Source organism: Chryseobacterium lathyri (assembly GCF_030812195.1).
GTDB classification, from domain to species: domain Bacteria; phylum Bacteroidota; class Bacteroidia; order Flavobacteriales; family Weeksellaceae; genus Chryseobacterium; species Chryseobacterium lathyri_A.
Genome location: NZ_JAUSSF010000004.1, coordinates 1 through 26,565 on the forward strand (window position 1 = coordinate 1; position 26,565 = coordinate 26,565).

21 protein-coding genes are annotated in these 26,565 nt (G+C 38.9%); 7 read left to right on the forward strand and 14 right to left on the reverse strand.

The genetic code is table 11. The annotated features are described in order from the left end of the window. Positions 1-265: 265 nt before the first annotated feature. The 4 genes from J2T03_RS19805 to J2T03_RS19820 form a co-directional block, all read right to left on the reverse strand. Positions 266-757 (reverse strand): DNA-deoxyinosine glycosylase, encoded by a 492-nt coding sequence (locus J2T03_RS19805; protein ID WP_307221136.1) that lies wholly within the window; start codon positions 755-757, stop codon positions 266-268. A gap of 125 nt (positions 758-882) precedes the next feature. After that, on the reverse strand, positions 883-2,877 hold the full coding sequence (locus J2T03_RS19810; protein ID WP_307221138.1) for a S9 family peptidase: 1,995 nt from the start codon (positions 2,875-2,877) through the stop codon (positions 883-885). Positions 2,878-3,084: 207 nt separating this feature from the next. After that, a complete protein-coding gene (locus J2T03_RS19815) occupies positions 3,085-3,429 on the reverse strand; it encodes a phage holin family protein (RefSeq protein ID WP_306846332.1) in 345 nt (114 codons plus the stop codon). Between the two features lie 110 nt (positions 3,430-3,539). Beyond that, a complete protein-coding gene (locus J2T03_RS19820; RefSeq protein ID WP_306846334.1) occupies positions 3,540-3,962 on the reverse strand; it encodes a PaaI family thioesterase in 423 nt (140 codons plus the stop codon). 290 nt (positions 3,963-4,252) lie between these two features. On the opposite strand from J2T03_RS19820, the gene J2T03_RS19825 reads away from it, so the two are divergent. Then, the gene (locus J2T03_RS19825; protein WP_307221140.1) at positions 4,253-4,675 is read left to right on the forward strand and encodes a hypothetical protein; all 423 of its coding nucleotides are present in this window, start codon (positions 4,253-4,255) and stop codon (positions 4,673-4,675) included. Between the two features lie 3 nt (positions 4,676-4,678). Here J2T03_RS19825 and J2T03_RS19830 read toward each other — a convergent pair whose 3' ends face one another. Further along, complete coding sequence (locus tag J2T03_RS19830) at positions 4,679-6,802, reverse strand: type IA DNA topoisomerase (protein ID WP_307221142.1); 2,124 nt, start codon at positions 6,800-6,802, stop codon at positions 4,679-4,681. Positions 6,803-7,299: 497 nt separating this feature from the next. On the opposite strand from J2T03_RS19830, the gene J2T03_RS19835 reads away from it, so the two are divergent. The 4 genes from J2T03_RS19835 (at position 7,300) to J2T03_RS19850 (ending at position 12,478) form a co-directional block, all read left to right on the forward strand. After that, positions 7,300-8,328: a methionine ABC transporter ATP-binding protein gene (locus tag J2T03_RS19835; RefSeq protein ID WP_306846341.1), complete on the forward strand. Its 1,029-nt coding sequence runs from the start codon at positions 7,300-7,302 to the stop codon at positions 8,326-8,328. Next, positions 8,321-8,977: a methionine ABC transporter permease MetI gene (metI, locus tag J2T03_RS19840; protein WP_307221145.1), complete on the forward strand. Its 657-nt coding sequence runs from the start codon at positions 8,321-8,323 to the stop codon at positions 8,975-8,977. Before J2T03_RS19835 ends, metI begins: the two co-directional genes overlap by 8 nt. Before the next feature lie 86 nt (positions 8,978-9,063). After that, on the forward strand, positions 9,064-9,879 hold the full coding sequence (gene metQ / locus J2T03_RS19845) for a methionine ABC transporter substrate-binding lipoprotein MetQ (RefSeq protein ID WP_306846344.1): 816 nt from the start codon (positions 9,064-9,066) through the stop codon (positions 9,877-9,879). Positions 9,880-10,216: 337 nt separating this feature from the next. After that, on the forward strand, positions 10,217-12,478 hold the full coding sequence (locus J2T03_RS19850) for a glycoside hydrolase family 3 C-terminal domain-containing protein (RefSeq protein WP_307221148.1): 2,262 nt from the start codon (positions 10,217-10,219) through the stop codon (positions 12,476-12,478). Between the two features lie 470 nt (positions 12,479-12,948). On the opposite strand, the gene J2T03_RS19855 is transcribed toward J2T03_RS19850, so the two are convergent. From J2T03_RS19855 to J2T03_RS19885, 7 genes are all read right to left on the reverse strand, one after another. Then, positions 12,949-13,503: a DUF2652 domain-containing protein gene (locus J2T03_RS19855; RefSeq protein WP_307221152.1), complete on the reverse strand. Its 555-nt coding sequence runs from the start codon at positions 13,501-13,503 to the stop codon at positions 12,949-12,951. A 58-nt stretch (positions 13,504-13,561) separates the two neighbouring features. Further along, positions 13,562-14,980 (reverse strand): efflux transporter outer membrane subunit, encoded by a 1,419-nt coding sequence (locus J2T03_RS19860; RefSeq protein ID WP_307221156.1) that lies wholly within the window; start codon positions 14,978-14,980, stop codon positions 13,562-13,564. Positions 14,981-14,997: 17 nt separating this feature from the next. After that, positions 14,998-18,138, reverse strand: coding sequence for an efflux RND transporter permease subunit (locus J2T03_RS19865; protein WP_307221159.1), 3,141 nt, complete (start codon positions 18,136-18,138; stop codon positions 14,998-15,000). Between the two features lie 9 nt (positions 18,139-18,147). Then, entirely contained in the window at positions 18,148-19,293 is a 1,146-nt protein-coding gene (locus J2T03_RS19870; protein WP_307221161.1) for an efflux RND transporter periplasmic adaptor subunit, read from the reverse strand. Between the two features lie 239 nt (positions 19,294-19,532). Next, positions 19,533-20,450: a helix-turn-helix domain-containing protein gene (locus tag J2T03_RS19875; RefSeq protein ID WP_307221163.1), complete on the reverse strand. Its 918-nt coding sequence runs from the start codon at positions 20,448-20,450 to the stop codon at positions 19,533-19,535. An 88-nt stretch (positions 20,451-20,538) separates the two neighbouring features. After that, on the reverse strand, positions 20,539-21,333 hold the full coding sequence (locus J2T03_RS19880) for a metallophosphoesterase (RefSeq protein WP_307221165.1): 795 nt from the start codon (positions 21,331-21,333) through the stop codon (positions 20,539-20,541). Positions 21,334-21,357: 24 nt separating this feature from the next. Then, positions 21,358-22,746 (reverse strand): MFS transporter, encoded by a 1,389-nt coding sequence (locus J2T03_RS19885; protein WP_307221168.1) that lies wholly within the window; start codon positions 22,744-22,746, stop codon positions 21,358-21,360. Positions 22,747-22,889: 143 nt separating this feature from the next. On the opposite strand from J2T03_RS19885, the gene J2T03_RS19890 reads away from it, so the two are divergent. After that, positions 22,890-23,360 carry an Lrp/AsnC family transcriptional regulator gene (locus tag J2T03_RS19890; protein ID WP_306846360.1) on the forward strand — a complete coding sequence of 157 codons (471 nt, stop codon included), beginning with the start codon at positions 22,890-22,892 and terminating at the stop codon, positions 23,358-23,360. Positions 23,361-23,618: 258 nt separating this feature from the next. Next, positions 23,619-24,386 (forward strand): methyltransferase domain-containing protein, encoded by a 768-nt coding sequence (locus J2T03_RS19895; protein ID WP_307221171.1) that lies wholly within the window; start codon positions 23,619-23,621, stop codon positions 24,384-24,386. Positions 24,387-24,432: 46 nt separating this feature from the next. Here J2T03_RS19895 and J2T03_RS19900 read toward each other — a convergent pair whose 3' ends face one another. Both J2T03_RS19900 and J2T03_RS19905 read right to left on the reverse strand, forming a co-directional pair. After that, positions 24,433-24,948 carry a hypothetical protein gene (locus J2T03_RS19900; RefSeq protein WP_307221173.1) on the reverse strand — a complete coding sequence of 172 codons (516 nt, stop codon included), beginning with the start codon at positions 24,946-24,948 and terminating at the stop codon, positions 24,433-24,435. 17 nt (positions 24,949-24,965) lie between these two features. Further along, the gene (locus tag J2T03_RS19905) at positions 24,966-26,018 is read right to left on the reverse strand and encodes a hypothetical protein (RefSeq protein WP_307221175.1); all 1,053 of its coding nucleotides are present in this window, start codon (positions 26,016-26,018) and stop codon (positions 24,966-24,968) included. Positions 26,019-26,565 lie beyond the last annotated feature (547 nt).

Consider the following 26,565-nt stretch of genomic DNA (forward strand, 5'->3'; position numbering starts at 1 on the left):
GACTAGATTATCATAAACCCACCCACACAAAAAAAAAAAAAAAACAAAAACCAAAACAAAACCTGCCCCGGCCCCAACGTCGGGGGGGGGGGGGGGGGGGGGGCCCCCCCCCCCCCCCCCCCCCCGAAACCTACACCTAAACTTTTGAAAAATCTTATTTCCTACTAATATGAACTTGTTATCTTCAAGTCAATAAACTTTTTTAAATTATCTGTCCTAAAAATTTAAGAACCACAAAATATTTTGTGACTTTTGTGGTTAAAATTTAAATCAGGAATGCTAAAATCTTCTTCCATGCTTCCAGTTTCTTTTCAAAAGATACGGTATGAAGAGGGCTTGTGGAAGGAAGCTGAAAAATGGGTAATTTAAAGCTTTTTCCTAAAAGCTTCTGCAGGTTCTTGTATGATTTTCCTCCGTTACAAAAGATAGCTTTAATATTGGGATATTCCTCTAAAAGTTCAGCAATTCGGTTAGCTTCTTCATTTTTGATCTCCGAATCCAGACTTCCTTTTCTCTCACAGGAGTCGATAACGTCCCAGACTGCTATATGATGTTTCTTTAAAATATTCAGCCGTTCAGAATAATCTTCAGTAAATTTTTCATTGAACAGCTCAAAAATAATGGTCCAGAATTTATTCTGCGGATGCGCATAGTACTGTTGTTTTTCCAAAGATTTCACTCCGGGAACTGAACCTAAAATTAAAATTTCGGACTTATCGTCAATTATTGGTGGAAACGAGGAAATTCTGTTTTGCATATTCAAATATATAAAATTTGGCTAAAGCCTCTCAGATCTGAAAACAAAAAGCGGGCTAAAGCCCGCTCCTATTGAATTTTGAACATTTGAAATTGATATTTTCATCTATTCATTTACATTTTTAATTACAAAGTTTCCTTCAACCAGTCGAAGAATTCTCTCTGCCATACCAGTCCGTTTTGCGGATGAAGTACCCAGTGATTTTCGTTCGGGAAATAAACTAATTTAGATTTCAGTCCTCTTAACTTGGCTGCCTGAAAAGCTTCCTGTCCTTGCTCGTAAGGTACACGGAAATCGATTCCTCCCTGAACAATCATGATAGGTTTATTCCATTTTTCAACAAAATTGCTTGGATTGAATTCTGTATAGGCTTTGGGAAGCGGTTTTTCCCATGGGGAACCAAGATCCCAGTTCGCAAACCAAAGCTCTTCAGTAGTAAGGTACCACGATTTCATGTCGAACAATCCATCATGTGCAATGAATGTTTTAAATCTGTTTTCATGGATTCCGGCTAGCATAAATACACTGTATCCTCCGTAGCTCGCTCCTACTGCCGCGACTCTTTCACCATCTACATACGGTAAGGTCTTTGCAAAGTCTGTCGCTGCCAGATAATCTCTCATTGGCTGTCCGCCCCAGTCTTTAGAAATTTCTTCATTCCATTTTGTTCCCCATCCCGGCATTCCTCGTCTGTTTGGAGCAACGATGATATATCCGTTGGCTGCCATTAAAGAGAAGTTCCATCTTGTACTGAAATACTGTGTGAGTGCAGATTGCGGGCCTCCCTGGCAATATACCAGTGTAGGATATTTTTTATTCGGGTCAAAGTTCGGCGGATAGTGGAACCATACACCCATTTCTTTACCGTCTGATGTTTTCACCATCTTCAGTTCAGATTTACCCTGAGCCAGCTTTGCATAAGCATCTTTGTTGACTTCGGTCACCTGCTTCATTTCACCGTTTTTCAGATTGACAGAGAATAATTCCGTTGCATGGTTTATATCTGTTCTTCCTACTAAAAGTGAAGATTTATTGTCGGTAAAGATTTCGTTAACGTCAAAATCACCTTTTGTGATCTGCTGTACTTTTCCGGCCTTAGGATCTAAGGAGAAAAGCTGCTTTGTTCCTCTGAACGCTGCTGTAAAATAAATGGTTTTTGAATCACCACTCCAGAATACATCTCCGGAAACACTTTCATCCCAGCCAGCAGTAAGATTCGCTATCTTCCCAGACTTCCAGTCCATGATTTTCACATCATTCTTATCCGCTTCATAACCATCTCTGGCCATGCTTTGCCAAACCAGTGATTTCCCGTCCGGACTTAATTTTGGATTAACATCATATCCTTGGTTCGATTCTGTTAAATTCTTTGTTGTTCCTGAAGCCAGGTCGTAGGTAAAAATGTCTGTGTTGGTGCTTGTAGAATATTCTTTCCCGCTTTTAGGTTTTGTAACATATAAAAGTTGAGAAGAATCCGGGCTCCAGATAAAATCTTCTGCTCCTCCGAAGGGTCTTTGAGGAGAATCCCAGGTTTTACCTTCCAATAAATCTTTTGCAGATTCTGCCTTGTCTGTAGCGTTAACGACAAACACATGGTTGTATTTTCCTTCATTGAAGTAATCCCAGTGTCTGTGATTAAGATCTGTATATACCTGAGCTGTTGTTTTAGGGGTATCACTGTATTTATCTTTCCCCATTAACTTTTCTACCAGAACCTGTTTGCTGAACGCAATTTTTTTACCGTCCGGGGAGATTACAATATTGTCAACTTCTCCAATGGTGTAAAATTCTGACCAGGTTTTCCCATTGTCTTTTGAAAGGAAAATTTTATCTCCTTCCTGAGCATAAATTCCGTTCTTATCCCACTGAATTAAAGCTTTTTTACCGAAATCTATTTTGGAAGACTGGGTATTAAGAACATTGAGAAAATAGTTCTCATTTTTTGTTTTTTCTGTTTTCAGATCTACCTGTCCCACTTTATAGATCAATGAAGACTGATCCGGTGAGACGGCCTGTACTCCTACTTTTTTCAAAGTCCAAAGAATTTCAGGCGTCATTAACTGTTGTGCATTCATTAAGAGTGGAGCTGCCAGAGCCAGCAGACTGTACTTAAGTTTCATATATTGATATTCATTTTTAACGGAATTATAAATCGCGCTGATCTTATCATTCCTTTAGTTTATTTCAAAGATGGCCAAAGTTAATATTTAAAATAAAAAGGAGCGAAAGAATTAACATTAAAGTTTTGATTTTTCCTGTTCAAAAGCAATAAAAAAGTCTGCCGTAAAAAACAGCAGACTTATGATTGTATCTTAATATTGGATCAATTAATCTCCATCTGAAAACATAGAATTGGCCAGAGAGGTGACAAAGGATAGCAATATACTGAAGATCAGTGCCCACCAGAAGCCGTCTACCACCATACTGTCTATAAAATAATCTGCGATCAAAATGATCACGGCATTGATCACTAAAGCAAACAACCCTAATGTAATGATCGTAAGCGGCAGACCAAAAAGTCCCAAAATAGGTTTTACAAAAATATTTAATACTCCTAATACAAGGGCAAAAATAATTGCCGAAGAAAATCCTTCGAAATGTACACCAGGAAGTACCTTGGTCAAAAGGTATGCAATGATTGCTGTAATGAACAGCCTGATAATTAAGTTCATATTATTATTTTTTAATGTTTATGGTGTTTACTGAGCAAAACCTGTTCCATTTACATTGAAAAAAGCCTGTCTGGCTCCTTGTTTACAGAATATTTTAATCTATACAGCGGTTATTTTATCCTCATCATCGTTACCAGAGAAGTTGCTACATGACTTTCCGAACCCGTATTTTCATCAAGAACATATATTTCTGTCCTTACCACAATGATTTTTGCACCTCCTTTGATAACATAAGACCGTGATATCAGGGCATCTCCCATTGCAGGGCGAAGATAATTGACCTTCAGTTCCACAGTCACCACATAACAGTCGTCTTTATAATGGCTTACCGATGCATATCCGGAAGAAACATCCACGAGGGAAGCAATCATAGCTCCATTGAACATTCCGGCTTTCCGGGTCATCATTTCCATTTTAGGAATTTTGATGGAGACGAAATCGGTGTCTATTTCCAGCAGTTCGGCCTTATAAAATTTCAATGTTTCTGAGCGACCGAAGCTGTCTGTCATGAGTTTCTTTTTTTCCGGAGTCATGAATATTTATTTAATTTGAATGCAAATACAAAGTACACAAATGTTTTTCAGAAATGCCAGAAAATTTGGAATAAGTTTACTTCTTAATTCTTAATTTCAATGTTTTTACCGTTGTGAAAACAAGAGCAGATAGCAAAAAAGATTTCATGGAAACTTAAATATATTTTTATACTCAATGTATTTAACTTAAAATATTTAAGTGTCCAGTAAATTTTTGCGACTTTTGTGGTTGAATAACAGGATTCATAAAACACTTACAAAATAGTAAATTTGCAGTAAACAGTATTCATATGACCATAACAAAGATCTTCACATTTTTAAGCCTCCTGGTTTGCTGTATTTTTCAGGCTCAGACCTTGCATCTGTACGGCGGTTCCAACCAGGATCAATATCTTGGCTGTCTAAACTGTGATACTTTTGACAAAAATTCGATCTGGAATCCTTACAGTGACTATGGAAATATGCTCAGCTCAAAATCTATATGGAACGGTAATGGAAACTACGGAAGTTCATACAGTACGTATTCTCCGTGGAGCAGTTATGCATCCTATCCACCTGCAATTGTTGATCAGGATGGTCATTTTTTCGGTTATCTTACTTTAAACAGCTACAAATCCGAAAGATCAGAGCTGGAACTGGCGCAGATCTTATGTAAATACCATGATACCATCAAAAAAGACATCAGTGGGTGGTACGATAAATTGTTTCGTTAATTTTTAAGCAAGCTGTACCTGAAAATCTTCTCCAAGCGCTAAAACTCCCTCTGTTAAAGCTTTAGAGTGTGCAGTGAATCCTTTCAATTTTGAAGTTTTCCCTTTTAAAACAAGATCTAAAAGCTGCTTATCTGATAATTTCTTACCGAAAATATCAAAAGTAATTTTAAAACCGCAGTTCTTGAAATCAGAGCATCCTACAGCTGCTTTTCCTTTGATCAGGTGATGTTCTTTACATTTCGGGCATTTTGTTTCTTCCCAGGACTGAAGCTCTTTTTTTACAGCAGGCTCCCGCTTTTTCTTTTCTATAACTTCTTCTTTTTCTTCGTATAATGTAATTACTTTTCCTTTTCCGTACACTACTTTTTCAGTCAGTTCCGTTACCATCTGGATCAGTTCTTCTTTAAACTGATTGGCTTCATATTCACCGCTTTCAATTTTACGAAGCTTTGATTCCCATTCTCCAGTTAATTCAGGGCTTTTCAGAAGTTCGTCCTCAATGGTATCAATTAACTGAATTCCGGTTTGGGTGGCGATCAGATTTTTTCTTTTCTTCTCAATGTATTTCCTTTTAAAAAGGGTTTCAATGATATTGGCACGGGTAGATGGTCTTCCTATTCCGTTGTTCTTCAGAAGTTCACGCAATTCTTCGTCCTCTACTTGTTTTCCGGCAGTTTCCATTGCCCTCAGCAAAGTTGCTTCTGTATATGGTTTTGGTGGTGTGGTTTTACCCTGGTGGATCATCGGATCGTGAGGTCCGCTTTCTCCAACGGTAAACTCAGGAATGGTCTGTTCTTCTTCTTTCTCTTTTTCTTTATCTGTAGATTCTTCTTTGGGCTCTTTGGCATAAACAGCTCTCCATCCCGGTTCCAGGACCTGTCTGCCGCTTGTTTTGAAGGGAATGGTTCCGACTTTTCCTTCTACCAGAGTATTTGAAATTTTACATTCCGGATAAAAAACAGAAATAAAACGTTTTGCAACCAGATCATAGATCAGCTTTTCTTCCCTGCTAAGATTTTGAGAGGGCGGAACTTCAGTAGGAATAATCGCATGGTGATCAGTGACTTTCGTATCATCGAAAACAGCTTTTGACTTAGGAATAGGTGCTTCCAGCAATGGGGAAACCAGCTCCTGGTAAAAATGCATTTTCCGAAGAATTCCTTCTATTTTCGGATACAGACTTTCGGATAGATAAGTGGTATCCACACGCGGATAAGTGACATGTTTCTTTTCGTACAGACTTTGAATATAATTTAGGGTATTTTCTGCAGAGTAGCCATATTTTTTGTTGGCTTCCACCTGAAGTCCTGTTAAATCAAAAAGTCTCAGATTTTTTTCTTTTCCTTCTTTAATTTCAAAAGAGACAATCTCAAAAGGATTTAATTTAAGATACTCAAGTCCTTTTTCGGCGCGGTCTAGAGTTTTTAAACGGTCAATCGCTGCATTGAAAATAACGTCACGGTATTTGGTTTTAAGTTCCCAATATTCTTCGGTATTGAATGCATCGATTTCCTTCTGACGCTGAACGAGCATTGCCAACGTAGGTGTCTGCACTCTTCCAATGGAAAGAACCGCTTTATTACCACCAAACTTTTTGGTAAATAACCTCGTTGCATTGATTCCTAAAAGCCAGTCGCCTATAGCCCTGGCATTTCCTGCCAGATAGAGATTTTTATAATCTTCAGCTGGTTTCAGATTGTCAAAACCTTCTTTAATGGCTTCTTCAGTAAGGGACGAGATCCATAAACGCTGAACAGGTTTGTTACATTTTGCTTTCTGTAAAACCCATCGCTGAATCAGCTCTCCTTCCTGTCCGGCATCACCACAATTAATGACCTCATCACATTCTTCTACTAATCTTTCAATGACTTTAAACTGGTTCTCAACACCTTTATTGGGAATTAATTTGATCCCAAAACTGGCTGGAATTATGGGTAATAAAAACAAATTCCAGGATTTGTACTGAGGACCATAGTCGTGAGGCTCCTTTAAGGTACACAGGTGCCCGAATGTCCATGTCACACAGTATCCGTTACCTTCCATATAGCCCTGTTTAGGCGTGGTAGCACCTAATACTTTGGCGATATCTCTGGCAACACTGGGCTTTTCGGCAATACAAAGTTTCATGAATTTCGGGATTATTGAAGGGGGACAAAAGTCGGAATTTTTTTTGGATTAAGCTAATTTAGTAAGGAGTTGTTAAAGACTGACTAAGGTTATAGAAAAATAATGGTTAAACGTCTTTCTTAATAATTTAAATAAAGTTAAGCATTAAAAAAGTTTGTTATCTATGAATATTAACAAAATTTAAAACAAAATAACCCACTGAAAAACAATTGATTAAAAATCAGGGAAAACAAAAAATATAAAAAGTCTATTATTTAAGTAGACTAATGAAAATATATGTCCTATATTTGCAACCGTATTCAGGAAAATAAAATGATACAAGGATTTAAACATCAGTCAGTGCAGAAACAGACCATCAAAACTATGATGATGTGCAACTGTATGCCTATGCATCAGAAATTCCGTGGCTGACCTTAATTAAATATACCATATTCTAAAGGCCTTACCACGTTGTAGGGCCTTTTTATTTTAATATACATCAGACAAGAACATTCAAAATGATAGAAATCAAGAACATTTCAAAAACATTTCACCAGAAAAAACAGTCCTTCAAAGCTCTGGATCAGGTAAGCCTGAGTATAGAAAAAGGAGATATTGTGGGAATCATCGGGTTTTCCGGAGCCGGAAAAAGCACCCTGATCCGGACTGTAAATCTCCTGGAAAGACCTGATGAAGGGCAGATCATTATCAACGGAAAAGATTTCACCAAATTAAACTCAAAACAGCTTGCAGGTGAACGGAAAAAAATCGGAATGATTTTCCAGCATTTTAACCTGCTTTCATCAAGAACTGTTTTTGATAATGTAGCCCTTTCATTAGAACTGGATTACGTCAGTAAGAATGAGATCAGCAGAAAAGTAAACGAACTGCTGAAAATTGTAGGACTGGAAGACAAAGCCAATGATTATCCAAGAAGCCTTTCGGGCGGGCAGAAACAGAGAGTAGCCATTGCAAGGGCATTAGCGAATGATCCGTATCTCCTTCTCTGCGACGAGGCTACCAGCGCGCTGGATCCGGCCACTACACAATCCATCCTGCAGCTTTTAAGAGATATCAATCAAAGGCTTGGCATCACCATTCTTTTAATCACCCACGAAATGGAGGTTATCAAGGCGGTCTGCAATCATGTAGCTGTCATAGACAAAGGAAAATTATTAGCAAAAGGAACATTAAGCGAGATCATCTCGGATAAAGAAAATCCGGTGATCCGACAATTTATAAATTCAGATATCATGACTATTCCTCAGGAACTAAATAAAAAACTGCAGAAAGAACCACGGGACGGTTTATTTCCGCTGGTTGAAATAGAACTCAATGAACATATCAGTGTTGAAAAACTTCTTTCGACACTTTATGACCAATATAAAATACCTTACCGACTTCTGAAAGCCGATGTAGAATATCTCGGCAACTCAAACTTCGGAAAACTTCTGTTGCAGCTGCAGGGAGAAACCGAGGAAAACCAGAAGGCAATCTATTATTTTAACCAGAATAAAATTCAAAATACAGTAAAAGGATATGCTTAGTGATGCAGTAATTTCTCTTTTGGGAAAGGGACTTTGGGAAACAGTTTATATGACGTTTGTCTCAGGATTTTTTGGATTTGTTTTAGGTCTTCCGGTTGGGATTCTCTTATTTTTAACAAGGAAAGGACAATTGCTGGAAAATGCAGTTTATTATAGAGCAATCTCTATTCTGGTGAATATTTTCCGGTCTATTCCTTTTATTATTCTGATTGTCTGGATGATCCCTTTCACCAGAGTGATCATAGGAACGTCTATTGGAATGAATGCTGCCTTAGTTCCACTAAGTGTAGGAGCAGCTCCGTTTATCGCCAGACTGGTAGAAAACAGCCTTCTTGAGGTTCCATATGGTTTAATAGAAACAGCCAGAGCTTTGGGTGCATCCCCTTTACAAATTATTCAGAAAGTCCTGCTTCCTGAAGCGCTTCCTTCCCTGATCAACAATGCAGCGATCACCCTGATTACTTTGGTGGGTTATTCTGCTATGGGTGGAGCACTGGGAGCTGGCGGACTGGGCCAAATTGGCTATCAGTACGGTTATATCGGTTACGATGCGGTGATTATGAATGTGGTACTCGTACTGTTGGTAGCATTGGTATTTATCATACAGTTTGCAGGAGACAGATTGGCGAAGAAATTTGATCACAGGTAAGCGAAAGTACATGCAAATTAATATTAAATCAAAATAACACAGGTGGATTCGATAGCCTCAATCACCTTTAATAATAAAAAATTCTAATGAAAAAGATAAAAATAATAGGCATTTTAGCTGCCGGGCTTTTCATATTCAATGCATGTTCCGGAAAGAAAGACGATCCGAATCATATTGTGGTAGGAATTACCTACGGTCCGGAACTCGAAATTGCCGAAGCAGCTAAAAAAGTAGCCAGGGAAAAGTATAATCTTGATGTAGAACTAATTCCTTTCAATGATTATGTAGTTCCGAATGAAGCATTGAACAACGGAGACATTGAAGCGAATGCTTTCCAGCATGTTCCTTATTTGAATGAGCAGTCCAAGCAGAGAGGCTATAAACTGGCTGTGGTAGGAAATACTTTCGTCTATCCTATTGTAGCATATTCTAAGAAGATCAAAACGATCAACCAACTTCAAAACGGAAGCACCATCGTTATCCCAAATGATCCAACCAATGGTGGACGTTCCCTCCTGCTACTTCAGAAAAACGGACTTTTAAAATTAAAAGACGGCATCGGACTCCTTCCAAAGGTCACAGATATTACCGAAAATCCGAAACATTTTAGAATCCTAGAGATTGAAGCTCCACAGCTTCCAAGAGTGCTGGATGATAAAGAAGTAGTGATAGCCATTATCAATAACAATTTTGCTTCACAGGCTGGACTAGATGCTGCCAAACAGGGGGTCTTTAGTGAGGATAAAGATTCTCCATACGTCAATGTAATTGTTGCTACCCATGACAATAAAAATTCCACCAAGGTTAAAAACTTTGTAAAGGCCTATCAGTCTGATGAAGTGGCTAAAAAAGCTGAGGAGATCTTTAAAGGAGGTGCAGTGAAGGGATGGGAGAATCATTAAGTGAGATGTGATGAGTTTGTTGCCGGTTGCAGGGTACGAGTTTTGAGTTACGGGAACAGGATTCGGGTAGGATATGTTGTAGCAGAATGCTCAAAATCAAGTAAGGTTTTATATTTCTGATAAAAGATAGGAAACTGCTCCGATAACGGCCACCCAATATTTCTATATCCGCAACCTCAAACGCTTAAACCCTGAAATACCAAACTCTCAACCCCGGAACACGAAACTTATCCGCCTAACCTTAAGATTAAAAAATTTATTGGTTAAAATTATTTTCTCAATTTGAGATAATAAAAATTTTACTTACTTTTGTTGTTAATCAATAAAAAGGCATTTTATGTTCAAGAAAACCGCCATTGTAAGTTTATTCACCCTTATTGCCGCTTCATATATGGCTCAGAATCATACTCAACCCGTTTATTTAGATGAATCAAAACCTGTAGAGCAGCGTATTCAGGACGCTCTTTCGAGAATGACCGTGGAAGAAAAAGTGGCTATGCTGCATGCACAGTCCAAGTTCAGTTCGCCCGGAGTTCCCAGACTGGGAATTCCTGAATTCTGGACAACAGACGGGCCTCACGGTGTACGTCCGGAAGTGATGTGGGATGAATGGGACCAGGCCGGATGGACCAATGACTCGATCATTGCCTATCCTGCCCTTACGGCACTTTCAGCAACATGGAACAAAAAAATGTCCTGGAATTACGGGAAAGCTTTGGGCGAAGAAGCCCGATACAGAAAAAAAGATATTCTTCTCGGACCTGGTGTCAATATCTACAGAACACCACTGAACGGAAGAAACTTCGAATATATGGGTGAAGACCCTTACTTAACTTCAACAATGGTTGTTCCGTACATCAAAGGAGTACAATCCAATGGTGTGGCGACTTCTGTGAAGCATTTTGCCTTAAACAATCAGGAGATGTTCCGTCATACAAGCAATGTCAATATTGATGACAGAACACTTTATGAGATTTACCTTCCACCTTTCAAAGCAGCGGTAACCGAAGGTGATTCGTGGACGATAATGGGCGCTTATGATATGTACAAAAACCAGTATGCCAGCCAAAACCAGTATCTTTTAAATGACATTCTGAAAAAGGAATGGGGCTACAAAGGTGTTGTGGTATCAGACTGGGGAGCGGTAAACAATACGGAACAGGCGATCCACAACGGATTAGACCTTGAATTCGGAAGCTGGACGAACGGACTTTCTGCAGGAACAAAAAATGCGTACGACAATTATTATTTAGCAAAACCCTATTTAGATTTAATCAAAGCTGGAAAAGTAGGAACACAGGAGCTTGACGACAAGGTAACCAGATTACTTCGTCTGGCCTATAAAACTACAATGAACAGGAATAAACCTTTCGGGAATATTGCTTCTGAAGAGCATAAAGCAGTAGCAAAAGAGATCGGAGAAGAAGGAATTGTATTGCTGAAAAATCAAAGTAATGTACTTCCAATTGATATCAATAAGGCTAAAAAAATTGCCGTTATTGGTGAAAATGCCATCAAAATCATGACCGTTGGTGGTGGCTCTTCCTCTTTAAAAGTAAAATATGAAACACTTCCATTGGATGGAATTAGAACCAGATTTGGAAAGCAAGCCGACGTGCAATATGCAAGAGGTTATGTAGGAGACATCGGTGGAGAATATAACGGGGTAAAATCTGGGCAGAACCTGAAAGACGACCGCTCTGCAGCTGAATTACTGAACGAAGCTGTGGAGCTGGCCAAAAAATCCGACTATGTGATTTTCGTTGGAGGATTGAATAAATCTGATTTCCAGGACAGTGAAGGTAATGACAGAAAAAGTTACGGACTTCCCTACAATCAAGACAATTTAATTTCTGCATTAGCGAAAGCCAATAAAAATCTAGCAGTGGTTCTGGTTTCCGGAAACGCGGTAGCTATGCCTTGGATTAAAGAAGTTCCTTCTGTTGTACAGTCGTGGTATCTTGGTTCCGAAGCCGGAAATTCTATCGCTTCCGTTTTGGCCGGTGATGCCAACCCATCGGGAAAACTTCCGTTTACTTTCCCTGTGAAACTGGAAGATAATTCGGCACATCAGTTGGGTGAATATCCGGGACAAAAAGACGAATTGGCTGCCGGAAAAGGAAAAGACCAGAAAAACCCGATCAATATTACCTATAACGAAGGTGTTTTTGTAGGATACCGTTGGCACGACACAAAAAAGATCAAACCTTTGTTCAGTTTCGGACATGGATTGAGCTACACGACATTTGAGTTTGGAAAGGCTTCTGCTGATAAAAAAATGATGTCTCAAGACGATAAGATCACATTCACCGTGACTGTAAAAAATACAGGAAAGAAAGCGGGTGCTGAAGTTGCCCAACTATACATAAGTGACATCAAAGCTTCCGTACCCCGCCCTGCAAAGGAACTTAAAGGTTTTGAAAAAGTATATTTAAATCCAGGTGAACAGAAGGAAGTGACTTTCACGATTGATAAAACAGCTTTGAGTTATTTTGATGCAGATAAGCATGAATGGACGGCTGAGCCCGGGGATTTTGAGGCACAGATCGGGAATTCTTCAGATGCAATTAAGACGAAAGTGAAGTTTACGTTGAAATAGTTTATTATTGATATATTTTAAACATCAAAGCAGGTTCTGAGGAATCTGCTTTTTTCTGTAAAAACATTCTGCATTATTTAATATATTCTTTTGTCTTGAAGTAAAAGACCAAAAGTTCAAGATTTAGAACCTTCCGCTAAAAATGAAATCTGTTCTCTAAAAACTCTAAACTCGTGTGGTAGCACTCTATATTAAGAATCATAATTTTATCCCGCACTCAGACAGAAGAGTTTTTTTAACATTCACAGAATTCATTTTCTTAACGCTCCAGTTTCTTGGGTCAATGATTGGTCGGTATTACAGGTTGAAGAAGCTACTTATAAAATTTACTTTTTTTAGTTTCTTTTTTGCACTCAATTCCTTCGTCAGTATTGATTTCAATTATAATTTCTTTACCTCAATCCACAAAAAATGCCCAGAGATATCCGGGCACCGCATAGCAAATTCACAAGGATTAAAAAATAGATATGCTAGTTGACATTCTCAAAATAATGGATCATCCCACCTTCCGGAAGATGATATTTCTGTATATCAATTTCTGATTCGCTGTTTCCACTGTTTTCCAGAAAAGAATTACTGAACAGGGCATAAGACGGCTGCTCGGCAAATTCATTCTTCAGCATCTGATGGGCCTCCACTATCGTTTTTCCATAAAGCTTTTTAAAACTTCCGATCCTATACTGCGAAAACTTCCCATAGTGTACTATAAATTTCAACGACATGTCGATGGCTGTACTGAGTTCCTTGCTTAGCTCTTTAATCTTTTGGTTAAAGGCATTCCGCATATTCCAGAGTATTTTTGAAATATGCTCATAAGACGGATGATTATCGTATCTGTAAAATAAAATGGCATCACCCTCGATCTCTGAAATTTCAAAATACTGATCATTCATATCGATTAGCGTAGATAGTAGTTGTCTTACAATATATTCTCCTGTATAAAGTTTTGTATTGAACACAAATTCAGTAAACCCGCTGAAATCAGGAATAAGAATAATACCTTCATGTATATTTGTATTCTTCATAATGATTTAGTTTAAAAACCTGCTGCATCATCATAGACGAAGCAGGTTTCATTTTACTTTATTGCCAGCCGCCGCCTACTGCCCTGTACAGAGAAGTAATGGCATTCAATCGTTGTGCTTTCACGGAAGCCAGATCCAGTTCTGCCTGAAGCTTATTGCTTTGTGCGATAATCACCTCCACATAGGTCACTGAATTGTATTTAAATAAAATATCAGCTTTTTTCACGGCCTCACCGGATTTCACAGCCAGCCCTTCTGCAATTTTCTGCTGTTCTTCCAGTTTCTGAATCTGGACCAGCGCATCAGAAACTTCTCCAACCGCTTTTAAGACAGATTGTTTAAAATTAATTTCAGCCTGATCTGCCAGCACTTTAGACTGCTCATACTGCGTTTTTAATTGTTTTCCGTTTAAAATAGGCTGTGCAATCATTCCTGCCGCCATTCCGAAAAGCGAACCCGGAACACTGAACCAGTGACTTGCCTGGAACGCATTTAGTCCGCCCTGAGCAGTAATATTCAGGGAAGGATACATACTCATTTTTGCCACATGGATCGCAGCAGCATTTTTTCTGACTTCAAGTTCTGCGGTTTTAATATCCGGTCTGTAGCTTAACAGTTCCGATGGAATTCCTGCTGCAATTCTGTCCGGTGGCTGTACATTATTCAGACTTGTACTTCTTTCAATCCTATCAGGCATTGAACCTGTCAGAAGGCTTAATGCATTTTCCTGAACCGTTATAGAACTTTCAATAGCAGGAACGGTTTTTAAAATCTTATCTTTTACAATTTCCTGTTGCTGTACAGCTAAAGCGGTCGTTAAACCTAATTCCTGCTGCTTGGTTAAAAACTTCAAGGTTGTATCAGAATACTCCAGATTGGATTTTGTGATCTGCAATTGGGTATCCAGCAGAAGTAAGTTGTAATATCCCTGCACTACTGAAGCTACCAGCTGGGTTTTCACTGCCTTTGCAGCTTCCTGAGTTTTAAGATATTCCGTCAGAGCCTGTTCTTTTCTTCCTCTGATCTTTCCCCAAATGTCAGCTTCCCATGAAATGTTGACCGATGTGGTATAATCTTCCGTATATTTTCTTCCCATGAACTGTCCGGCCATCATTCCGTTCATACTGTTGTCTGAAGGCCTGCTGATGCTCGCGTTCGCAACGGTAGCGCTGATTGTGGGAACATTCCCCCACTTGCTCTGATTATAAGCAAGGGAGGCATATTCTATCTGTTTTAGTGCCACCAGAAAATTATTATTCTGTGCAATGGCTTTATCAATAAGATTGACCAGAACCGGATCTTTGAAGAAATCTCTGTAGCTGATTTTTGCTATATTTTCCTGAGCGTCTGCAACGATGCTGTCGCTTCTGAAAACTTCAGGCATTTTCACTTCAGGCTGTTCATATTTCTGAACTTTGCACGAAACGGCAGCTCCTGAGATCAATGCGATATATGCTATATTTTTAATTGAATTCATTTTAATAATCATTTGGATTAATATTCCCAGTCGGCTTCCGTTATTACTTTTCCGCTCATTCTTTCATGTAAAGCCTGGAAGACCACAAACAGTACCGGTACTACGAAGATTCCTAAAACAGTTCCGAAGATCATCCCTGAAACGGCAGCATATCCAATAGAATGGTTTCCTAATGCTGATGGTCCTATAACAAACAGTAATGGAAGAAGTCCCGCAATAAATGCCAATGATGTCATCAGAATCGGACGTAAACGGGCTTTGGATCCTTCTACCGCAGAAGCGATAAGGCTTTTCCCTGCTCTTCGACGCTGAATGGCAAATTCTACAATCAGGATTCCGTTTTTCGCCAAAAGACCGATCAGCATGACCAAAGCAATCTGAACATAAATATTGTTGGAAAGATCCGCCATTGTAATTCCTACAAATACCCCTGATAAACCTACAGGAATCGCGATCAGTACAGCAAACGGAAGTACATAACTTTCATACTGCGCCGATAAAAGGAAGAATACAAACACAATACATAATCCGAAGATCATCACCGATTGTGACCCTGCACTTACTTCTTCACGGCTCATTCCTTTGTAATCGTACGTATATCCCGGAGGGAGTACCTGTTTGCTTACCTCATCAATCGCTGCCATCGCTTGTCCCGTACTGAATCCCGGAGCCGGCATTACCGTTAGATTTGAAGAGTTGAACAGGTTGAAACGATCTACTACTTCTGCTCCTGTTACCTGTTTTAAGCTTACCAGTGTATTGATAGGAACCATTTCGCCCGAATTATTTTTAACGAAAATACCGTTCAGTGATTCTTTATCTTCTCTCATTTCCGGAGTAGACTGAACCAGTACTTTGTAATATTTCCCGAATCTGTTGAAATCCGAAGACTGAATACTTCCGTAATAGCCCTGCATTACACCCAATACATCAGAAACATTAACGCCAAGCTGCGCTGCTTTCACTTCGTCTACCAGCACTTCAAACTGCGGATAGGTTACATCAAACGTTGTAAATGCTACCGCTACTTCCGGTCTCTGCATCAACGCGCCCATCATTCCGTAAGAGATATTTCCAAGATTCTGAAGCTCCCCGTTCGTACGGTCCTGAAGAACAAGCTCCATACCGCTGGTATTTCCGAAACCATCTACCGTAGGTGTATTAATGACTAGGAAATTCGCTCTTTTATCCTGTGAAAGTGTTCCCTGTACCTGACCGATTATATCATTGATATTACTTACATTTCCTCTTTCTTCTGTTTTTTTCAGTTTAACGAAAATAGAAGCCGCGGAAGATGACATGGATCCACTGAATAAGTTCAGCCCGTCCACCGAAATTACTTTTTCCACTGCCGGATTTTTCATTAACAGGTCTTCGGTATCAGAAACTACTTTGGATGTTCTGTCTTTGGATGCTCCTGGAGCAAGATTGGCTGTTACGATGATAAAACTTTGATCTTCATCTGGAATAAATCCTTTAGGCGTCGTCATAGACATCCACACAAACAGCCCTCCGAATGCAACAATAATGATCCCTGCTACCCATCTTTTCTTTAACAGGAACAGAATTGCTTTTCCGTAACGGAAGGTCAGTTTATTAAAGCTTGCATTAAAACCGGCAAAGAAACGGTCTTTGAAATTCATTTTCTCCTGGGTCCCCGGATGATGCTGTTTTAAGAATATAGCACACAAAGCAGGGCTCAAAGTCAAGGCATTAATAGCTGAAATCACAATGGCAATCGCCAATGTCAGGGCAAACTGCTGGTAAAACAATCCTGTAGAACCACTCATAAAAGCTACCGGAACGAATACCGCAGACATAATCAGGGTAATTGAAACAATAGCTCCTGTGATCTCACTCATCGCCGACATGGTCGCAGCCCTTGGATTAAGCTTTTTATGTTCCATTTTAGCATGGACTGCTTCCACGACGACAATGGCATCGTCCACCACAATACCAATGGCCAGTACCAGGGCAAACAACGTCAGGATATTAATAGAAAAACCAAACAAATTCATAAAGAAGAACGTTCCCACAATAGATACTGGAACTGCAATAGCCGGGATCAACGTAGAACGGAAATCTTGCAGGAAGATATACACCACGATGAATACCAGAATAAATGCTTCAATAAGGGTATGAATCACCTGATCTATGGACTGGTCCAAAGCTTCTTTTGTAGCATAAGGAATTTCATAGGCCATTCCTTCCGGAAAGGATTTCTCAAGCTCTTTCATTCTTTCCTGAAGAGCAATCTGTACCTCGTTGGCATTAGATCCGGCCATCTGGAAAATAGCCATCGTGACTGAAGGTTTCTTATTGAAATTAGAAGAAACGGTATAACTGTACGCCCCGAATTCTACTTTGGAAACATCTTTTAGCTTTAAAACAGAACCATCGTTCAATGCTTTAATTGTAATATTCTCATACTGTTCAGGCTCAGTGAATTTTCCTTTGTAACGGAGGACATATTCCATCGCTTCCTTACTTCTTTCCCCGAATCTTCCGGGCGCCGCCTCAAGGTTCTGCGTCTGAATCGCCCGTGAAACATCTGCCGGCGTAAGATTGTAAGAGGTCAGTTTATTGGGATCAAGCCATACTCTCATGGAGTAATCCTTGTTTCCGTATACCATGGCATCTCCTACTCCTTTTACTCTTTTCAGGTCTGGAACAATGTTGATTTTAGCATAATTTTCAAGAAAAAGGTCATCCATCTTACCATCTTTGCTGGTTAATGAAACCATTGCAATCATACTGTTCTGCCTCTTCACCGTTGTAATTCCGGCCTGAATAACTTCTGCGGGAAGCTGATTCGTCACCTGCGCGACTCTGTTCTGCACGTTAATTGCAGCCTGGTCCGGGTCCGTACCCAGTTTAAAAATTACGGTAATACTTAAAGTACCGTCATTACTGGCTGTGGACGTAATATAGTCCATATTTTCAACTCCATTGATGGCGTTTTCCAAAGGCGGTGCCACGGATCTCGCAATCGTTTCTGCGTTGGCTCCCGGATACGCTGCAGTTACCATCACAGTGGGTGGTGCGATATCGGGAAATTTTGTGATCGGCAGACTGATCATACCGACGATACCCAGAATAACAAGCAATACGGAGATAACCGTTGCCAGTACGGGCCTTTTTATAATTGTCTTTAACATGATTTTTTCTTACGATTTTTTCGATTGAGCATTCTTTTTCTGCGCCACTACCGGAGTTCCCGGCTGCAGTCTGTCGAAACCTGTTACGATGTACTCATCACCGGCTTTTAACCCTTTTGATACGATGAAATTATCACCTGCTTTTCCTGTTATTTCAACCGGAAGCATGACTGCTTTTCCACCTTTGATAGTGAACACGAAGATCTTATCCTGAATGGTTCTTGTAGAAGCTATCGGAAGAAGAACGACATTGCTGTAAAACTGTTCCATGACGATCTTTCCGGTATTTCCGCTTCTCAAAAGATTGTCCGGATTGTTGAATTTTGCTCTTAAAGTGATAGAACCGGTGGTTTTGTTGAACTGTCCTTCCACTGCATCTATTTTTCCGGTCTGCGCATATTTTTCGCCTCCCGAAAGCAGAAGGGAAACTGCCGGTGTATTTTTGATGATCTCATTGATATTGCTTCCTGCCTGTTGTTTCTGGAAATTATTGAAATCATTTTCACTCATGCTGAAATAGGTATAAACCTCATGAATGTCTGATAAAAGTGTAATCGGCTCCTGATTAGAAGGGGTCATCAAACTTCCCAGACGGTAATTGAATCTTCCGATAAATCCACTTACCGGTGCTTTGATCGTAGAGAAATTAAGATTGATCTTTGCAGATTCAATCGCAGACACCGACTGGCTTACGGCACCTCTTGCTGCGTTGTAAACTGCTTCCGCTTCTTTCACCTGGATATCGGAAACCATTTTGTTCCTTAATAATTCCTTTTTTCTGTCGAGATCAATTTTGGAAGTGGAAAGATTAGCCTGAGCTGTGATCAAAGCTGCCTGGGCACTTTTCATCTGCTCTCGGAAGATCTGGTCTTCTATTTTAAACAGAGGCTGTCCCGCTCTTACATAATCCCCTTCATCTACGAAGATTTTGCTTAAATATCCTGTAACCTGTGGTCTGATCTCTACATTGGAGATGCCTTCTACGGATGCTGCATATTCTCTGGAAACAGAAGCATCTCCCTGCTTCACTTTTTCTATTGGAAGTTCAGGGGCCTGCTGTTGAAAAGCCTGGTTTTGATTGTTTTTCCTGCACCCCGCCAAGACGATTAGCGAGAGGAAAAGTATAGTTGATTTTTGAATAAAAAATCTCTGCATAACAATATTCCTTTTAAATTTACTGGGCAAAATTCGCCCTAAAAAAATTCAATAGAAATATTCAAAAAACTCCTTGTTTTGTCAAAAAGACTCCCAATTATTTAAAACATGAGAAATGTCATTTATTACCTTAAATAGAATACATAAATAATATAATTCCATTTTTTGCATCAAAAAACAGCGATAATTTAGCAAAAAGACATCAATTCTATAATTTCAAAAACACAAAACACTGATTATCAATACAAATCATCTTTCTTATACTCTATTGGTGACTTGCCTGTATGTTTTTTAAAGAATTTGCTGAAAGAGGCCTGGTCAGAAAACTTCAGCTGTACGGCTACGTTATTGACATTGAGATTGGGATTCCTTAAAAGCAGTCGTGCTTCTACAGCCAATACCTGATGAATAATATCTCTCGGCGGCTTGAACATGGTTTTATTGATGACTTTGGTCAGATACTTCCGGCTGATACACAGCTTGTCGGCATAGAACTGCACATTATGCTCTTCTTTGAAATGTTCCCGAACCAGCGTAAAGAAACTGGTCGTCAGCTCATCCTCACGGTGGGTGACCTGGTGGGTTTTTTCAATTTTTTTGAAATAATTGTCTATTTCATAAATCACCAGAGAAAAGTGGTGCCAGATCATTTCATTGAAATAATAATCTTCTTTCTCCGTATTGTTCAGGGCCTTCAGCTCATCAAGGTGGAAATTCATTCTTCGGTACAGATCAGGCTCATTTCTGATGATATGGGTAGGATCCGATGAAAGGCTTTTCAGTACATCATTTGATTTATAATTAAATCCTGCATCAGAAATAAAGTCCAGGGAAAAGAAGATATATTTTGCTTTGTAATCCTCTGAGATCATATCTACCCAGAATATTTCTGAAAAAGGACAGAAAATAACATCGCCTTCAGATACGTCATAGCTTTTGTCATCCAACCTGAACTGGATACTCCCCTGCTGGACCATAAAAATGCAGAAATAATCTGAGCGGTATGGGGTATTGAGCTTTATGAGATAATTAGCCTTATCGATTTCCATGACCACAAATTCTTTTACCCTGAGATCAAACTCTACGTCCCGAAGAAGTTCTTCAAAAGTAAACAGGGATACAAATTCTGAGGAGGTTGCTGTGGACTTTTTAGCCATGAAGGATGAATTAGAGTACGAAATTAGGGTATTTGAGTGAAAGGGGCAAAATCAAAAAGATCAAGCGGATAGAGAAAACTTTTTGATTTTACAATTCAATGATCAGCTCTTTTTCATACCCATTATATTTTTCATCGATATAGCCATGCGGGTTACAGATCACCCCGGTTTTCCCAATAGTATATCTGCATGGTGTATGGATGTGCCCATGAATCCAGTACAGCGGCTGATGTTCTGTGATGAAATCTTCCAGATTGGAGGCATAAGCAGAAGTCACAGGATCTTCTTTGTACTGTTCCGGAACAGACTGAATGCTTGGTGCATGATGGGTAATGACAATATTCTGCAATCCCGCAGAACTTTCCAGGCTTTCTTTTAACCAAAGCTTTGAAAACTGATGAATTTTAAAGGTATCAATGGTCCTCATTTTTGAATAGGAAGGATCCCGTCTGATCTTTTTATAATCATTCATTATCGGCTGACAGATCATTCCGTAATGTATAGGATTTCCAAAGATAGAAAAATCCGTCCACAGCGTGGCTCCATGAAAACGAACGCCGTCAATATCCACAGATTCATTTTCAAGAACAAATACATTTGAATCTACAACAGCCTGTTTGATTTTATGCAATGTTTTTGGATAAGAACCTTTATAATATTCATGGTTTCCCAGAACATAAATGACAGGCTTATTTCCTATTTTTAATTTGATCCATTCAATTCCTTTGGTCCCAAGATTAACATCTCCGGCCAATACGACAACGTCTGCATGATCAAAAAATAAATCAGTCGATCCGAATTCCTGATGAAGGTCGCTGATGATCTGTATTTTCATACTGCTAAAATAAAAAGAAACGACATGATAATGCCGATCCTTTTTCATATAGTTGGTATATTTTTAATCCGTTTATGAAACAGCTATTTCCGTCTGCCGGATTTTTAAACTTTTGAAGATAAAATACAGGAGCATTCCAAGAGCCAACAGCGCATATCCAACCAGAATAATCAGGCTTAAATCTCCAACCGCATATTTTGAAGGAAAGATCTGACTCATCAAAGTCATAAACGAAAGTCCGATACCTGCTCCCAGAAAGTAGCTGGTAGAGCTCAAACTGGACGCCACTCCGTAATGAGAAGGCGCTACATCCTGGATCCCCATCACCGAAAGTGCTGTAAAGCAAAATGTCATTCCTATTCCTGAAATACAGGCCGCTCCCAGTAAAACAACAGCCAACGGATGTCCTGTATACACAGCAATCAGTAAAGACAAAGCTCCCGCCAGCATAAAACTCCAGCCGAATACACCCATCTGGGAAGAAGTTAATCTTCTGGAAATACGGGGCAAAACAAATTTAGCTGCCAATGCAGACATAATACTGAACGGCACAAGCATTAACCCAGCTGAAGCCGCACTGTTCCCCATATCTTTCTGAAGCATTAGTGAAATAAGGAACAAAAATCCTATAAAAAACGCTCCCAATGTAAAGAAAACCGCATTCGAAATCATTAAAGACCTATGCTTAAATAACTGCAGATCGATTAGTGGCTGAGCCACAGATTTCAACCGGATAAATACAGCTACCAAAAGCAAAACAGCAAGTACCAGAGAACCGATGATCATTATTGGATTTTCTTTGATATGAACCAATTCATGGGTTCCGTAGGTAAGACTTAGCAGGCCTAAAACAAGCAGTACTCCTGATATAAGATCTGTTTTCTGACTGTTTTCACTTTTTTCATCTGAAGGCAGATATTGATAGGCAAAAATTAAAGTCAGTAAAAGAACAGGAACATTGATCAGGAAAACCCAGTGCCAGCTCAGATAAGTACTGATAATTCCTCCTATGGAAAGACCGCTTCCGGAACCGATCGCCGCAAAGGAGCTGAAAATTCCAATTGCACGGTTACGTTCCTGCTCTCCTCTGAACGTATTGGTCACAATGGACAAAGCGGAAGGCATGATAAAAGCTGCTCCCAATCCCTGAAGGGCACGAAATATAGCCAATGCCTCAAAGCTCTGCGAAAGTCCCGCTCCCAAAGATGTCAACATAAAAATAAGAGCTCCGATGAGGAATATTTTCTTACGCCCGATCTGATCGGAAAGCTTCCCGCCAATGATCAGGAAACCTCCAAAGAAAAGTACATAAAGAGTCTGTAACCACTGCACGGTTTCAGCTCCAATATTGAACTGTTCCTGAATAGAAGGAATGGTTAAATTAATAATGGCAATATCCAAAGCCTCCACAAAAGTTCCTACTGATGCTAATATTAATATTAAATTTTTCCTTGTACTCATTGTATTCAAATTTCCTGCAAAATTAATTTTAAAAGAACATATTTGAAAATTTTATATTAAATTTGGAACAAATTTGTTTATTAATTAATTTTAAAAGAACAAAATTACTACCACCATCAATAGCAAGCTTAAAAACAGAACAAATGACTGCAGAACATTATACTCCCGATGAAAAAGACCTTTCCATCCTTCGTTTGTTGCAGAAGGATGCCAAAATGAGTGTGCGTGATATTTCAGCAAGAATCAATCTAAGCCCTACTCCTACTCATGAGCGCATCAAACGAATGGAAAAACTTGGAATTATCAAGGAATACACAGCTGTATTGGACCGCAAAAAAGTAAATAAAGGCATGATGGTTATCTGTATGATCGCCCTTAATGTCCACAATAAAAAAACGGCAGGAAAGTTCATTGAAGAAGTTGGTAAGCTGAAGGAGGTTGTAGAGTTTTACAATATCAGCGGGGATTTTGATTTTATGCTTAAGATCCTTGCCCCGAACATGGATGAGTTCCATGAGTTTTTTGTGAATAAACTTTCTGAAATTGAAGGCATCGGGCAGACGAAAAGTATCTTTGTAATGAACAGCATTAAGGAAAGCGTACAGATTTTATAAGGTTTGTAAGACTAAATCTTTAACGTGAGCTTTTTTGTCCCTCGCAGATTTAGCGGGTACACAGATGTTTTAAATATTAATAAAATCTTTATTTTCTATTATTTATTAATTTTAGATAACTATATATTTAATTCCTTTGTACAATTAAATATATAGTTATCTAAAAAAATAAACACATTTAAGATTCTTTTAATAGTTAAATTTCTTCCTTTTATTACAGATTGAGTAAATTGTATCCACATTTTAAAATTACAGAATATGCCCTGGAACCCTGACGTTTATAATCAGTTTAAAAACATCCGTTTCAAACCTTTTTATGACCTTGCAGAGCTAATCATCGATGAAAATAACATGAAAGCAGTAGATATCGGTTGTGGAACAGGTGAACAAACTGCTATTCTTACAGAAAAATTTCCCAATGCTGTATTTACAGGGATCGACTCTTCTCCCGAAATGCTTGAAAAGTCCAGTACCCTGGAAAATGAACGTCTTCATTTTAAAATATCAACGACTGAAACAATGCTTGCTGCCGATGAAAACTGGGATCTTATTTTCAGTAATGCTGCCCTGCAATGGTCCGACAACCATCAGGATCTGTTTCCAAAGTTGATCTCCAAACTTAATACGAATGGCCAGTTGGCAGTACAAATGCCATATCAGCCAGGAAATATCCTGAATAAAATTCTATTTGAGCTGGCAGATGAAGAACCTTTCCGTAAACAGCTTAATGAATGGAACCGCCCTTCCGCGGTACTTACCATTGATGAATACGCCCAGATCCTTTTCAATAACGGCATTCAGGATCTGAATCTCTCACAAAAGGTATACCCTATTATTGCCGAAGATCATGAAACTTTATTCAGCTTTATCTCAGGATCAGCCTTGATCCCTTATTTGGAAAAGCTTGATGAGGAACAGCAAAAAACCTTTACGGAGGAGTTTAAACAGCGTATCAGGAAGAATTTCCCAAAACTTCCGGCTATTTATGCTTTCAAAAGAATTCTGTTATATGGAAGGAAAAAATAAAAAGAGCCCTGTTTATTATTTAATACAGGGCTAATCTTTAATATTACTATTTCCAATAATTCCAGACCGTTCCATCAAACACAGCAAAGGTTTTACTGACTGTATCGTAACATATCATTCCCGGGTACGGATTTTTCACATTAAGATGTGGCGAAGATATCTTGGGAAGAATCATGGCTTTATCAGACGATTCCAGAACGAGTACCCCCTCCGCACTTCCTTCTTGGGTGCCGATCACCACTCCATTTCCTGTTTCATCCGAACCGTTAGTTATTGTTGCTGCAGAATTTCCCACATCACTAAGAGCTTTCCATGTATTATTTTCGTACATCTTCACTTTGTTATCTAATCTATCAAATACGAATGTTCCATTTGCCGGAATGCCCACAGGAAGCCCCTGAGTAGCAGGAAGAATAAGACCTTTTGCATTGGTGGAGGTATTATTAAAATCCAGTATGGTGCTCCTGCCGTCAATGGTTTCTTTCCCTATAGCCACCTGAGCATAAAAAGAATTAAAAATTAATAACGTCACAACAGCACTTATGCTTTTTATATGTTTCATAATATATACAAATTAGATTAATCATTACAGCTTCTTTCGATACATTTCCATTGGGTGCCGTTGTACAGTTTAACACAGCTATCCTGAATATCATAAACAATCATTCCTTCTTTAGGCTCTGCAACAGCATCTCCTGGCTGAGGAGTCTGGCTTACATGCTGTACTCTGGTGATAACTAGACCTTTATTTTTTGATTCCAATGCGAGAAAACCATTAGGAATATTCTCAGGCCAGTTATTGGTTTTCTGCTGTGTAGTGATTCCCATTTTGGTATAACTGTCAGGAGTTCCCGAGGCTCCGGGCTTGGTACAGTAATCATCTAATTCATGAACGATCTCATCTGCAAAACCGCAGGCAAATTTATCATTGGGAAGCCCGTCAGGCCACAGATCCGGGCATGAAGCCTGAGTAGCATTAGGTCCGCAGAAGCTGGCATTTCCAGGAGTAAGCCCTGTCACCGTATCCATTGCAATGGCTATAATCTGACTATCATTACTGAGTATGGAGCTTCCTCCTCCATTTACCTGGGCTTTGGCAATACAATAGGCTTTTCCCAAAGGAGCACCAACATAGTTTATAAAAGGATAGGTAATAGACTGCTGGCTGAAAGTTCCGCATATTTCTACAACGCTGTATGTTCCCATATCAATGGTTGAAGTAGCTCCAGGAAATGTTCCCATGAATGAAGGGTCCCCTTGGGAAACCGAACCGGTAAGAGAAAGGTATGCTTTTGTTCCCAGCTTCACTTTTGAGTTCTTCTGGCTTCCGAAAACGCCTATTATTATTGACCCCTCAGATTTTACACTGGCAGCGCTCCTGATCTCAAGGTTACCGTTTACCGCAATACCTTTTACAATAAGTGCACCTCCGGGCTCAATAATAAGAAGTGCATCCTGCGGGATGGTAATATCGCTAGCCAGAGTAAGATTTCCTGTAAGGCAGTAAGTTTGCCCGGGATTCATTACCTGACCTGTGTAAGCTGTGCATTGTGCGTTCACAACACTGTAAAAAAGAACCATTAACAAGAAAATGAATTTCCTATTAATGGCCTCAAAATTTGAATTATCCATATGATTTTATAATAAATTAATATTTTTCAAATAATTTAATAGATCAAAAATAAAATTTTAGTTAGCCCTCTATTCAACAATTTATATACCAAAATTTTATTCAGAGCTCCATCTTAGCTTGAATTATTTCGGTTAAATACACTTAATCGACGCAATGATAGGAAATTAAACAAATGTTTAAAAAATTAAAATTATTTTTAAAAGTAAGATCAGTATTTGCAAATTCAGGCTTGATTTATTTTTAACAGTATTCATAAAAAACAGCCTCGTTATATTGTATTTTTGAATTATGATTTAGAATTATTCACTTCCAGTTTCATTTAAGGCTGAAAAACAATCCTATCTCCATATGATCTGTATTGAAGAGGTTTTCAAACTAATTAGATGATACAAATAAAATATATAGAAATTAATTATAATACACAGATTCCTCTTTATCATTGAACTTTAAACAATAATCAAACCTTTAATATCACATCGAAGTGATAAAAATTTAATTTCATTGATAATATTTCATACTTTAGTGACAACTAAAACCATCAAAATT